At 30.5% G+C, this 13,578-nt stretch carries 13 protein-coding genes; all 13 read left to right on the forward strand.

Annotated features, from left to right (window positions below):
* Window positions 1–47 precede the first annotated feature (47 nt).
* The 13 genes from DPIF8902391_RS03810 to DPIF8902391_RS03870 all read left to right on the forward strand — a co-directional run bounded on the left by DPIF8902391_RS03810 (window position 48) and on the right by DPIF8902391_RS03870 (window position 13,537).
* Window positions 48–1,037: an SDR family oxidoreductase gene (locus DPIF8902391_RS03810; protein ID WP_172505084.1), complete on the forward strand. Its 990-nt coding sequence runs from the start codon at window positions 48–50 to the stop codon at window positions 1,035–1,037.
* Between the two features lie 3 nt (window positions 1,038–1,040).
* Window positions 1,041–2,324: a nucleotide sugar dehydrogenase gene (locus tag DPIF8902391_RS03815; protein WP_172505085.1), complete on the forward strand. Its 1,284-nt coding sequence runs from the start codon at window positions 1,041–1,043 to the stop codon at window positions 2,322–2,324.
* Window positions 2,325–2,412: 88 nt separating this feature from the next.
* Window positions 2,413–3,609 (forward strand): O-antigen ligase family protein, encoded by a 1,197-nt coding sequence (locus DPIF8902391_RS03820; RefSeq protein WP_058884361.1) that lies wholly within the window; start codon window positions 2,413–2,415, stop codon window positions 3,607–3,609.
* Window positions 3,602–5,125: a murein biosynthesis integral membrane protein MurJ gene (gene murJ / locus DPIF8902391_RS03825; protein ID WP_058884362.1), complete on the forward strand. Its 1,524-nt coding sequence runs from the start codon at window positions 3,602–3,604 to the stop codon at window positions 5,123–5,125. The genes DPIF8902391_RS03820 and murJ overlap by 8 nt, the downstream gene beginning before the upstream one ends.
* 26 nt (window positions 5,126–5,151) lie before the next feature.
* Window positions 5,152–6,186: a polysaccharide biosynthesis protein gene (locus DPIF8902391_RS03830; protein ID WP_058884363.1), complete on the forward strand. Its 1,035-nt coding sequence runs from the start codon at window positions 5,152–5,154 to the stop codon at window positions 6,184–6,186.
* A 2-nt stretch (window positions 6,187–6,188) separates the two neighbouring features.
* Complete coding sequence (locus DPIF8902391_RS03835; protein ID WP_058884364.1) at window positions 6,189–6,614, forward strand: WxcM-like domain-containing protein; 426 nt, start codon at window positions 6,189–6,191, stop codon at window positions 6,612–6,614.
* Window positions 6,611–7,729 (forward strand): polysaccharide biosynthesis C-terminal domain-containing protein, encoded by a 1,119-nt coding sequence (locus DPIF8902391_RS03840; RefSeq protein WP_172505086.1) that lies wholly within the window; start codon window positions 6,611–6,613, stop codon window positions 7,727–7,729. The genes DPIF8902391_RS03835 and DPIF8902391_RS03840 overlap by 4 nt, the downstream gene beginning before the upstream one ends.
* A gap of 13 nt (window positions 7,730–7,742) precedes the next feature.
* Window positions 7,743–8,876 carry a non-hydrolyzing UDP-N-acetylglucosamine 2-epimerase gene (gene wecB / locus DPIF8902391_RS03845; RefSeq protein ID WP_058884366.1) on the forward strand — a complete coding sequence of 378 codons (1,134 nt, stop codon included), beginning with the start codon at window positions 7,743–7,745 and terminating at the stop codon, window positions 8,874–8,876.
* Window positions 8,869–10,035, forward strand: coding sequence for a glycosyltransferase (locus tag DPIF8902391_RS03850; protein WP_058884367.1), 1,167 nt, complete (start codon window positions 8,869–8,871; stop codon window positions 10,033–10,035). The genes wecB and DPIF8902391_RS03850 overlap by 8 nt, the downstream gene beginning before the upstream one ends.
* 1 nt (window position 10,036) lies before the next feature.
* Window positions 10,037–11,179: a glycosyltransferase family 4 protein gene (locus DPIF8902391_RS03855; RefSeq protein WP_232112800.1), complete on the forward strand. Its 1,143-nt coding sequence runs from the start codon at window positions 10,037–10,039 to the stop codon at window positions 11,177–11,179.
* Window positions 11,180–11,182: 3 nt separating this feature from the next.
* Window positions 11,183–11,788 carry a sugar transferase gene (locus DPIF8902391_RS03860; protein WP_058884368.1) on the forward strand — a complete coding sequence of 202 codons (606 nt, stop codon included), beginning with the start codon at window positions 11,183–11,185 and terminating at the stop codon, window positions 11,786–11,788.
* A complete protein-coding gene (locus tag DPIF8902391_RS03865) occupies window positions 11,781–12,398 on the forward strand; it encodes an acetyltransferase (RefSeq protein ID WP_172505087.1) in 618 nt (205 codons plus the stop codon). Before DPIF8902391_RS03860 ends, DPIF8902391_RS03865 begins: the two co-directional genes overlap by 8 nt.
* Window positions 12,395–13,537 (forward strand): DegT/DnrJ/EryC1/StrS family aminotransferase, encoded by a 1,143-nt coding sequence (locus DPIF8902391_RS03870; protein WP_144430012.1) that lies wholly within the window; start codon window positions 12,395–12,397, stop codon window positions 13,535–13,537. Before DPIF8902391_RS03865 ends, DPIF8902391_RS03870 begins: the two co-directional genes overlap by 4 nt.
* Window positions 13,538–13,578: the final 41 nt, after the last annotated feature.

Here is a 13,578-nt window from a genome sequence, read left to right on the forward strand (position 1 = left end):
ACTATAAAAATTTATTTACCATACAGGGTAGAGTTATATATAATAAGATGGAAAAAGAAAAAAAAGCTAAGATGGTATTAATAACAGGTGGAGCAGGTTTTATCGGTTCTAATTTAGTATCTCATTTTTTAGAAAAAAAATATAAAGTAACTGTATTGGATAATTTTTCAACAGGATATCATCACAATATTGAACCTTTTTTAAAAAACCCAGATTTTAACTTAATCGAGGGGGATATTAGAGATTTAGAAACCTGTAAAAAAGCTTGTGAAAATAAAGATTTTGTTTTGCATCAAGCAGCTTTAGGTTCGGTTCCTCGTTCTATTGAAGATCCTATTACAAGTAACGATGTTAATAGTTCAGGGTTCTTAAATATGTTAGTTTCCGCAAGAGATACAGGTGTAAAACGTTTCGTTTACGCAGCAAGTTCATCAACTTATGGTGATTCAGAATCGTTACCAAAAGTAGAAGATGTAATAGGGAAACCTTTATCACCCTATGCTATTACCAAATATGTAAACGAATTATATGCCGATGTTTTTGGTAAAATGTATGGTTTAGAATGTATTGGTTTACGTTATTTTAATGTTTTTGGAAGAAGACAAAATCCTAATGGCGCATATGCTGCGGTAATTCCGAAGTTTGTAACTCAATTAATGAATTATCAAAGTCCGCTTATTAATGGAGATGGAACCTACTCTAGAGATTTTACATACATTGATAATGTAATTCAAATGAATGAAAGAGCAATGCTTGCCGATTCTAAAACTGCGATAAATACCGTTTATAATACGGCTGTTGGAGATAGAACAACTATCAAAGAAATGGCAGGTTTATTAAAAGAATATCTATCTGAATTTGATGCTAAAATAGGCGATGTTGAAATTACACACGGTCCTAACAGATTAGGAGATATTCCTCATTCATTAGCATCTATTGAAAAAGCAAAGAAAAATTTAGGATACGAGCCAACACATGAGTTTGCAAAAGGATTAAAGGAAGCTGTTTCTTGGTATTGGGAAAATTTAGAAAGATAAAAGATGAGTAAAAAAATAGCAGTTATAGGTTTAGGTTATGTAGGATTGCCGTTAGCAAGATTATTTGCTACAAAATATCCTGTAGTTGGTTTTGATATAAACCAAGCAAGAGTTTCAGATTTAAATAAAGGACATGATGATACTTTAGAGGTGTCTGACGAATTATTGAAATCTGCATTGATAAATGAAAACCCTTTTAATGCCGAAAAGAACGGATTATTATGTTCTGCAAATATAGATGATATTAAAGAGGCAAATGTATTTGTAGTAACAGTTCCAACGCCTGTGGATAAAAATAACCGTCCTATTTTAACTCCTTTAGTGAAAGCGAGTGAAACAATAGCTAAGGTTTTGAAAAAAGGAGATATTGTTATTTATGAATCTACCGTTTACCCAGGAGCTACTGAAGAGGAGTGTATTCCTGTGTTAGAAAGAATTTCGGGGATGAAATTTAATGTAGATTTTTATGCTGGATATTCTCCAGAAAGAATTAATCCAGGTGATAAAGAGCATACTGTTGAAAAAATATTAAAAGTTACCTCAGGTTCTACTCCAGAAATTGGAAAAGTAGTTGATGGAATTTATAAATCGGTAATTACCGCAGGAACACATTTAGCGCCAACCATTAAAGTTGCCGAAGCGGCGAAAGTAATTGAAAACTCACAAAGAGATATTAATATCGCTTTTGTAAATGAATTGGCAAAGATATTCAATTTAATGGATATTGATACACACGCAGTTTTAGAAGCAGCGGGTACAAAATGGAATTTCTTACCGTTTAAACCAGGTTTAGTTGGGGGGCATTGTATTGGTGTTGATCCTTATTATTTGGCACAAAAAGCACAAGAATTTGGTTATCATCCAGAAATTATTTTAGCAGGAAGAAGGTTAAATGATTCTATGGGGAAATATGTTGCAGAGCAGGTTGTTAAAACCATGATTAAGAAAGATATTCCTGTAAATAAAGCAGCAGTATTAATGCTAGGAGTTACATTTAAAGAAAACTGTCCTGATGTTCGTAATACTAAAATTATTGATGTGATTTTAGCCTTAGAAGATTATGGAATGAAAGTAACAACGTATGATCCTTGGGCGAATCCTGCAGAAGTAAAGCATGAATATGGAATAGAAAGTGTTCAAGAATTACCTAAAAAACAGTTTAGCGCTATTGTTTTAGGAGTTGCTCATAATGAGTTTAAAACCTTAGATTTAGAAGCTATAAGAAAAGAAAATTCTATTGTTTATGATGTGAAAGGGATTTTAGAAAGTAGTGATAGTAAGTTGTAGAGTGTTTTTTTTGAATATTTTAATAAAAAGTGAAATATAAACTTTTTGTTAATTTTTTTAAAAAAAAATAACAAGTAAAAGTTAAATTATGTTTTCGCCATTAAGTCTTTTTTTGTGGTTTACTATTATTAGTTCGGCAATAATAGGGGTTCCTGGTTTAGAAATATTTAGGCTACCTCTTTTCCTACTATTTATTTTAATAGTAGGATTAAATTCGGTTGTTAAGGTAAAGAAAACAGTAGCAAATTTAGTACTTTTAATATTTGCTGTTTATCCGTTAGTACAATTTTTAGTATTGCAAGGGAAACTTTTAGCAACAATACAGGCAACTATTATGGTTGTGGCAATGCTTCTTGTGGGTAATTTTGTAATGCGCCAAAAAATTGATAAAAACGATTTAGAAACCATTGCAAAATACATAACTTTTGGAATGTTTGCTTTTTACTACAATGCAGTTGGGTGGAATGGAAGATCAGCAGGTTTGTTTGGAAACCCCAATGCAACAGCATATATGGCGTTGACATTACTATCATTAATATTAATGTTTTCTTCATCTAAAAAAATAAAAACGATTGCGGTAATAAATGTTCTCTGTTTAATCATATATACAGCATCTAGAGGAGCATTAATGGCTTTGTTATTAGGCTATATAGCATACTTAACAGTTAAGAGGTTTAAGTTTGGTTTTCTCGGTATTTGGGGGGTAGCATTGAGTTGCTTGTTTGTCTCTGTTTATGCTTTAGATATTGCCGCATTTATTGTAGAGATAGTAGTAGAATCAGAAGAGGTAAAATCAGGTACAAGACTTTTAAGATTAGATGCAAATGGTAGAGATATAATTACTGAAAGAGCGTATGATCGATTCTTTTCTAGTGGAACAGAATTGTTTGGTTTAGGGTTTGATAAGGCTAAATTCGATATAGGCGACGGAATAGCTGCACATGCAGGTACTCATAATTCATATCTTGAAACATTACTTAAATTAGGATATATAGGGGTAGCCTTTTCTGCTTTTTACTTGTTGTTTTTAACTAATAGAATAAGAAGTGTTAAAAGTGTAAAATACCGTTCAATAATAGCAATGCAATTAACGGTGTTTTTAAGTTTAGCAACGAACGCGTCTGTTTTTATGGTGGTGAATTATTATTTCTTTTATTTTATTGTACTAATTGAAATTGCAATTTTAAAAGATAAAAAAGAAGCAAGCTTAATATTTAAATTAGAAGAGAGGGTTTCTTCGGTTTTATCACCTAACATACAAGAAATAAAAGAAAGTAATGTCTGAAAAAATAATAAAAAATTCGATTATAGTTTTAGTACTAATTGCTTTAGGTAAAGGACTTTCTTTTTTTAGAGATATTATTGTCTCTTATTATTTTGGAGCAACGGGAAATACAGATGCTTATTTTGCAGCAAACAGTGTGCCAAGCCTATTGTTTACGGCTTTAATATCTAGTTACCTAGTTTTATTAATACCAACCTATAAAAATATTCAAGTAAAATCTGGCGTTGAAGCGGCAAATAAATTTGGATCAGGACTAATCAACTTTATACTTTTAGCTTCCATATTACTATCTGCAATTGGTTTTTTTAGTATGGAGTATTTGATAAAATTAGTAGCCCCAGGATTTGATGATAAAACACATGAATTAGCGTTAAATTTAGGTAAAATTTTAGTATTATCTTTTCCTTTTTCAAGTGTTACTACTATATTGGCAAATATATCGAATGCAAATAAAAAATATTATGCGACACAAATTATTCCTATATTTTCTTCGTTGTTTTTAATTATAGGGCTGTATTTTTTTGCACCTACTTATGGTATTTATACACTTGCTACCGTAGGGGTTGTGGCTTTTATATTTCAGTTAATAATTCAAATAATTATTTCAAAAAAACATTTTCACTATAAGGTTAAGACTGCATTTTTTGATAAGCATATCAAAAAAATGACAATATTGGCATTGCCTATTTTATTAGGGTATTCTATTGATCAAATTAACTTATTAGTAAATAGTATTATTTGTTCAGGGCTTCCCGAAGGTAATTTATCAGCGTTGAGCTATGCACAGCGTTTACAGTTTACATTAATAGGTACTATTTCTACGGCAATTATTACTGTAGTTTATCCTATAATGTCAGAATTAGTTGCTAAAAACGATACTAAAAAAATAATTATTTTAATAAATAAAAGTATAAGAGCGATTATCTTAATAATGTTACCGGTAGCTATTTTTTTTGCTATAAATAGTAAATTGGTTATACGCGTAATTTTTAATAGAGGTAGTTTTGACGATGCTGCGGTAAATTTAACTTCTAGTGTTTTTTTCTTTTACGCTATAAATGTATTAATTTTATCGGTAAGAGAATTTTTACTTCGCATTTTCTATGTTTATAACAATACAAAGCAGCCTTTAATTTCTAGCGGGGTGTCAATAATACTGAATGTTGTTTTAAGTTTTGTCTTTGTTCGTTTTTTAGGGGTTCAGGGATTATCATTAGCAAATTTACTAGCTACTATTGTCAGTATTATTGTGTTAATTTTGTTTCTAATACAAAAAGATTTTATACAGATTAAATTAAGTGTACTAGGGGAATTTGTTTTAAAATTAATACTTCCAATAATGGTATTTGTTTTAATGCAATTTGGTATATATAACTATATAAATATAACAAATAAGTATATTTTATTACTTGTTGTTTTTTTTCCATCAATAGTATTATATGTAATAATGTTATTTGTAGTTAAACAAAAAGATGCTATATTTCTTCTAGATAAATTGAAGAATAAATTAACTTAAGAAAATAATTTTAGAGATCATTAATTATGAAAATAAAAAATAAAGTATTATTAATCACAGGAGGTACAGGTTCTTTTGGAACAGCGGTATTAAGAAGATTTATAAATACAGACCACTTTAAAGAAATTCGAATTTTTTCAAGAGATGAAAAAAAACAGGAAGATATGAGAATACAGTTTAATAATGATAAACTGAAATTTTATATTGGAGATGTTAGAGATTTTAATAGTGTTGAGCTTGCAGCAAGAGGTGTAGATTATATTTTTCACGCAGCGGCATTAAAACAAGTTCCTTCTTGTGAATTTTTTCCAATGCAAGCAGTAAAAACAAATGTAATTGGTACGCAAAATGTAATTGATGCAGCAGGGATAAATAAAGTTAAAAAAGTAATTTGTTTAAGTACAGATAAAGCAGCTTATCCAATCAATGCAATGGGTATTTCTAAAGCAATGATGGAAAAAGTAGCCGTAGCGGCAGCAAGAAACCTTCAAGATACAACAGTGTGTTTAACACGATATGGAAATGTAATGGCATCAAGAGGTTCTGTAATACCATTATTTGTTAATCAAATTAAAAATGGAGAAGCATTAACAATTACAGACCCAAAAATGACCCGTTTTTTAATGTCTTTAGATGAAGCTGTTGATTTAGTTTTATTTGCTTTTGAAAATGGAAATTCAGGAGATTTATTTGTAAATAAAGCACCCGCAGGAACTATTGAAGATTTAGCAGTAGCCTTGAAAGAACTATTTAAAGCAGATACTCCTATAAAAGTTATAGGAACTCGTCATGGAGAGAAATTGTACGAAACTTTATGTACAAGAGAAGAAATGATGAAAGCCCAAGATATGGGTAATTTTTATAGAGTTCCTGCAGATAATCGCGACTTAAATTATGCTCAATATTTTTCAGAAGGAGCTGAAGATGTTTCAAAAATAGAAGATTATCATTCGCACAATACAGAACAGTTAGGTGTTGAAGGAATGAAAGAATTATTACTAAAATTACCTCTTATCCGTAAAGAAGTTTTAGGAGAGGACGTAATGCAATATCCAGGTTAAAAATGGAAAAAACGAAAATTTTATCAGGAGGAAATTTTTCTGACCAAAGAGGAACGTTAACATTTAATAACGATTTTGATATGTCTGCGGTTAAACGCATATATACCTTACAAAATACAACAACCGACTTTGTAAGAGGTTGGCAAGGGCATACTATTGAACAGCGTTGGTTTTCGTGCTTGCAAGGAAGCATTAAGGTTCAATGTATTGAGTTAGATTCATCTGAAGAACCAAATAAAGATTTACCAATCGAAGAATTTATATTATCAAGTGAATCTTTGGATGTTTTACATATTCCGGCGGGCTATGTTACTGCAATACAAACATTAAGTAACGACGCAAAATTAGTATCAATGTCTGACTATAAGTTAGGTGAAGTTGATGATGTGGTACGTTATCCATTAGATTATTTTAATTCAAGAAAATGAAAAAAATAGGAATTACAGGTCAAGGAGGTTTTGTGGGTTCTCACCTATATAATACCTTAGGATTATCACCAGAAAAATACGAAAGAGTCGTATTTAGCAAAGATTTTTTTACCGATGTTCAACAATTAGATGAATTCGTAAAAAAATGTGATGTTATCGTACATTTAGCGGCGATGAACCGTCACCCAGACCCTGAGGTTATTTATAATAAAAATATTGAATTAGCACAGTTATTGGTTGATTCGTTAGAAAGAACCAATTCAAAAGCACACGTTTTATTTTCATCCTCTTCACAAGAAGAAAAAGATAATCTTTACGGGAAATCAAAAAAAGAAGGTAGAGAGTTATTGTGTAAATGGGCAGAAAAAGCAGGCGGAAAATTTACTGGAATGATAATTCCAAATGTATTTGGTGCTTTTGGTAAACCAAATTATAATTCATTTATTGCTACTTTTTGTCATAAGTTGGTAACTAATGAAATGCCTGAAATTAATGTTGATGGAGAAGTAAATTTGATTTATGTTACCGAATTAGTAGCGCAAATAATCAATCAAATTGAATTAGGAAAAACCAATGAAAATTATGTGATTCCCTTTACATCTACACATAAGGTTTCTGAAGTGCTATCAAAATTAGAAAATTTTAAAAATTTGTATTTCGAAAAAGGAGAAATTCCGGAACTGAAATCGCAATTCGATTTAAATTTATTTAATACATATCGTTCATTTATTGATTATAAAACACATTTTCCAATAAAATTCACAGAACATACTGATCCAAGAGGTGCTTTTGTTGAGGTAATTCGTTTAGGAATTGGAGGACAGTGTTCATTTTCAACAACAGTTCCAGGAATTACAAGAGGAAATCACTTTCATACTCGAAAAGTAGAACGTTTTTCAGTTGTTAAAGGAAAAGCCCTAATTCAACTAAGAAAAATTGATTCAGATGAGGTTTTAGATTTTTATTTAGATGGAAACGAACCTGCTTATGTTGATATGCCAATTTGGTACACGCATAATATTAAAAATATAGGCGATGAAGAATTATTAACAATTTTTTGGATAAACGAGCCTTATAATCCAGAAGATGCTGATACTTATTTTGTAGAGGTATAATTAAAAAAATATAATGAAAAAACTAAAAGTAGTAACGGTTGTAGGAACCCGTCCAGAAATTATTAGATTATCAAGAGTTTTAGTTGCCTTAGATGCTTCTGATGCAATAGAACATACGATTATTCATACAGGGCAAAATTATGATTATGAATTAAACCAAATTTTCTTTGAAGATTTAGGCTTAAGAAAACCTGATTATTTTTTAGAGGCAGCAGGAAAAACTGCAACGGAAACAATTGGGAATATCCTTATTAAAATTGATCCACTTTTAGAAGAATTAAATCCAGAAGCATTTTTAGTTTTAGGAGATACAAATTCATGTCTGTGTGCGATTCCTGCAAAAAAACGTCAAATTCCTATTTTCCATATGGAAGCAGGAAATCGTTGTTTTGATCAACGTGTTCCTGAGGAAACCAATAGAAAAATTGTAGACCATACAGCCGATGTTAATTTAACATATTCAGATATAGCAAGAGAATATTTGTTAAGAGAAGGGCTTCCTGCCGATAGAATTATCAAAACAGGTTCGCCAATGTTTGAGGTATTAAACCATTATTTACCTCAAATTAAATCATCGTCAGTTTTAGATACGTTGAACCTAGAGGAAGGAAAGTTTTTTGTAGTTTCAGCACATAGAGCTGAAAATATTGGTTCAGAAAAGAATTTTGAAGATTTAATGCAATCGTTAAACGAAATTGCAACTAAATATAAATATCCAATTATTGTTTCTACACATCCTCGTACAAGAAATATGATTGAGAAAAAGAAGATTAAAATGCGTCCAGAAATTCAGCTTTTAAAGCCACTAGGATTTCACGATTATAATGCTTTACAAATGCGTTCGTATGCTGTTTTATCAGATTCGGGAACAATTTCAGAAGAGTCTTCTATTTTAAACTTTAGAGCATTGAACATCCGTCAGGCACATGAACGTCCAGAGGCGATGGAAGAAGCATCTGTAATGATGGTTGGGTTATCGCCAGAACGTATTATGCAAGGTTTAGCACAAGTTTTACAACAAGAAATAGGGGCTACAAGAAACTACCGTCCTGTTGCAGATTACTCTATGCCGAATGTTTCTGCTAAAATGGTTCGAATTATTTTAAGTTATACCGATTATATTAAAAGAGTCGTTTGGAGTGAATAAGAAAGTTCTATATATAGGAGGGTTTGAATTACCCGATAAAAACGCAGCGGCACAGCGAGTAATTGCGAATGCTAAAATTCTTCATGAAATATGTGAAGAAGTTGTTTTGGCAGGAGTTGGTAAAGATCAGGGGCAAGTTGAGTTTTTGAGTGAGCCACAATCTTTTGACGGTATTTTGTACTATAACGTGAAGTATCCAAAAGGATATAAAGCGTGGTTACACTATATTACAACAATTGAATATATAATTAAATTAATTGATAAACACGCAATAACACATGTTATTGCGTACAATTACCCTGGATTTGCACTTTATCGACTACATAATATTTGTAAGAAAAAAGGAGTTAAATTACTTTCAGATTGTACAGAATGGTATGAAGCTACAGGTAGTCCAATTCGAAGAATCATTAAAAAAATAGATGTTTCTTTAAGAATGAATACCGTACAACCTAAGCTAGATGGTTTGATGGTAATTAGTGACTTTTTATTTGATTTTTATAAAGATAAAGTTGATAATATTATTAATGTTCCACCACTAGTTGATTTATCAATGAAAAAATGGGATATTGAAGTTGTAGCTAATAAAGAGAATGCTATAAATTTGATTTATGCTGGTTCTCCAGGAGCAGGACAAAAAGATAGGCTAGATTTAATTATTGAAGCCTTACAAAGGATTTTAAAAGATACAAATTTAAAAATAATTTTTACTGTTATAGGTATAACCAAAGAGCAGTATAAAGCTAATTTTAACATTAAAGACGATTGTTTTACAGCTATAGATAGTTTTGTTAATTTTAAAGGAAGGTTGACTCATTTAGAAGTTCTTAGTCAAGTAAAAGCATCAGATTATCAGGTTTTTGTTAGGGATGAAAATTTAACAACAAGCGCAGGGTTTCCTACAAAATATGTTGAAGCAATTTCTTGCGGAACTCCTGTTTTAACCAATTCGGCAGGTAGTATTGTTAATTTTTATGAGCAGGGAAAAACAGGTTTTCTATTAGATAATTCATCTTTAGATAATTTGGTGATTTCTTTCAAAGAAATTTTAACAAAAGAAATAGATATCCAGTCAATGAAAGCGTATTGCAAAAATTCTAAAATGTTTGATATTTCAAATTTTAAAAATCAGTTTATCAAATTTCTAGAAAAGGCTTAAAATGAAAAATAAAAAAATAGTTCGAATAACCACTGTACCGCAATCCTTAAAAACCCTTTTAAAAGGACAGCACAAATTTATGTCACAAAATGGGTTTGAAGTTGTTGGTGTTTCATCCGAAGGAAAATATTTACAAGATGTAGCTGATGATGAAGGGATACGCGTTAAGGTTATTGAAATGACTCGTAAAATTACCCCATTAAAAGATTTAAAATCACTGTGGGAATTGTATAGACTGTTAAAAAAAGAACGTCCTTTTATAGTACATACACATACACCAAAAGCGGGTATTATAGGTATGTTGGCATCTTATTTAGCAAATGTGCCAAACAGGCTACATACCGTAGCAGGTTTACCTTTGTTAGAGGCAAAAGGTGTTAAAAGAACTATTTTAAATTTTGTTGAAAAATTAACGTATAAATGTGCCACTAGAGTATATCCTAATTCAAATGGATTGAAAGATATTATTTTAGAAAATAAATTTATAGCTTCTGAAAAATTAAATGTAATTGCAAATGGTAGTTCTAATGGAATAGATACGGCACATTTTAATTCAGAATTGTTTTCAAAAGAAAAACAGCAACGATTAAAAACAACATTAAAAATTAAAGAAGACGATTTTGTATTTATATTTGTAGGAAGAATAGTTGGAGATAAAGGAATTAATGAATTAATTAAAGCTTTTGACAAATTATCAAAAACCAAATATAAAATAAAGTTATTATTAGTTGGTTCATTTGAAGACGAGTTAGATCCTTTACAGGAGGTAACAAAAAATATAATAAATACAAATAAACAAATAATTTCAGTTGGTTATCAAAATGATGTACGTCCTTATTTTTCAATAGCAGATGTTTTAACATTTCCTAGTTATCGAGAAGGGTTTCCTAATGTAGTTATGCAGGCAGGAGCTATGGGATTGCCAAGTATTGTATCCAATATAAATGGTTGTAATGAAATAATTGAAGAAAATATAAATGGGTTTATTGTTCCTGTTAAAAATAGTGATGCTTTATATGAGGCAATGCTAAAAATGATGCTAAATTCAGATATGAAATTAAAAGCAAGAGAAATGATAGCAACTCGCTTTGAACAAAAAGTTGTTTGGGATGCCTTGTTAAATGAATATAAAACTCTCTATTAAATAATGTATAAAAATATTTTCAAAAGAATTATCGATTTTATTATCGCACTTGTAGGGCTTATTTGTTTATCACCAATATTTATAATTGTGCTACTTTTATTGAGTATTTATAATAACGGGAAACCTTTTTTCTTTCAAAAAAGACCGGGTAAAAACCAAGAAATCTTTAAGGTTATCAAGTTTAAAACCATGAACGATAAAAAAGATAGTGATGGAAATTTATTAGCCGATGCAGAAAGATTAACAAAATTTGGTAACTTTGTTCGTAAAACATCATTAGACGAAATTCCGCAATTATTAAATGTTTTAAAAGGCGATATGAGTTTAATAGGTCCAAGACCTTTATTAATCGAATATTTACCACTGTATAGTAATGAGCAGCAAAGAAGACACGATGTGAAACCAGGAATAACAGGTTTAGCACAAATTAATGGGCGTAACGCAATTAGTTGGCAGAAAAAATTTGAATATGATGTTCAATATGTTGATCATATCTCTTTTATTTCAGATGTGAAAATATTTTTTAAAACCTTTTTAAAAGTATTTAAATCAGAAGGGATTAATAAAGAAGGAGAAGTGACTACAACCAAGTTTTTAGGTAATGGATAAAAGAATTTGTTTGTTTGGAGCTAGCGGTCATGGAAAGGTAATTAAAGACATCGCTGTTAATAATAATGTTGAGGTTTTTACTTTTGTAGATGATAATCCAAAACTAGAAGTATTACATAATATTTCGGTAATAAAATCAGCAGAAATAGCATCTGTTAATACAGAAAATTTTATTATATCAATAGGAAATAATGAAATTAGAAAAAAAATAGCAAATAAATTAAGTGTTAAGTTTTCAAGTTTAATTGATACAACAGCTATTATTTCAAAATCAGCAAAAATAGCAGCAGGAACAGTTATAATGCCTTGTGCTGTTATTAATGCTGATGTTACTATCGGAAAACATTGTATTATTAATACGGGAGCAATTATAGAGCATGATTGTAGTATTGAAAATTATGTTCATGTATCACCAAATGCAACAATAACGGGAGCTGTTTCAATAAAAGAAGGAACTCATATTGGTGCTGGAGCTATTGTAATACCTGGTGTTAAAATAGGAAAATGGGCTACTATTGGCGCAGGAACTGTAATTATTAAAGACGTTCCTGATTATGCAGTTGTTGTAGGAAATCCAGGTAGGATTATAAAATTTAAAGAAAAAAAATAATGGATAAAATTTGGCTTTCTTCTCCACATATGGGAGGTTCAGAACAAAAATACGTGCAAGAAGCATTTGATACGAATTGGATAGCACCACTAGGACCAAATGTAAACGGATTTGAAAAAGATTTAGAAAATTATATTGGTGAAAATTCAAGTGTTGCTTGTTTGGTTTCAGGAACATCAGCAATACATTTAGCTTTAATATTATCAGAAGTTGGCTTAAATGATGACGTTATTTGTCAGAGCATGACATTTTCAGCATCAGCAAACCCGATTAAATATCAAGGAGCTAATCCTGTTTTTATCGATAGTGAAAAAGATACTTGGAATATGTGCCCGATAGCCTTAGAAGAAGCTATCGAAAAAGGCATATCAAAAGGTAAAAAACCAAAAGCTATTATTGTAGTTCATTTATATGGAATGCCTGCAAAAATGGATGAAATTGTCGCGATTTCAAAAAAATATGGTATCTCTTTAATTGAAGATGCCGCCGAAGCATTAGGAGCTACTTATAAAGGTCAAAAATGTGGGACTTTTGGCGATTTTGGAATATTATCGTTTAACGGAAATAAAATTATTACCACTTCAGGAGGTGGTGCTTTAGTTTGTAAATCAGAAAAAGATAAACAAAAAGCCATATTTTTAGCAACTCAAGCAAGAGATGATGCACCACATTATCAACATTCAGAAGTAGGATATAACTACAGAATGAGTAATGTTGTAGCGGGTATTGGTAGAGGACAGATGGAAGTTTTAGATAAACACATCGGTTATCGAAGAGCTAACAATGAATTTTATCAAGAGTTATTTAAAGATGTTGCAGGAATAACTGTTTTTAAAGAAGCAACGCAAGATTTTTATTCAAATCATTGGTTGAGTGCTATTGTTGTTGATCAAACTATCACAGGTTTTTCTAGAGAAGATTTACGATTAAGTTTATCGGAAGACAATATAGAATCTCGTCCTTTATGGAAGCCGATGCATTTACAACCAGTTTTTGAAAATACTGATTACTATGGAACTGATGTGTCTGAAAAATTATTTACTGACGGATTATGTTTGCCTTCAGGCTCTAATTTAACGGCTGATGATAGAAGTAGAATAAAAGAATCTGTAGCGAAATTATTGAAAAAAAATCAGTAAAAAATACTTATAAGTTACTTATTGAAAAAATAAAAGCTCAG

The organism is Tenacibaculum finnmarkense genomovar ulcerans, from assembly GCF_900239495.1.
Taxonomy (GTDB): Bacteria; Bacteroidota; Bacteroidia; order Flavobacteriales; family Flavobacteriaceae; genus Polaribacter; species Polaribacter ulcerans.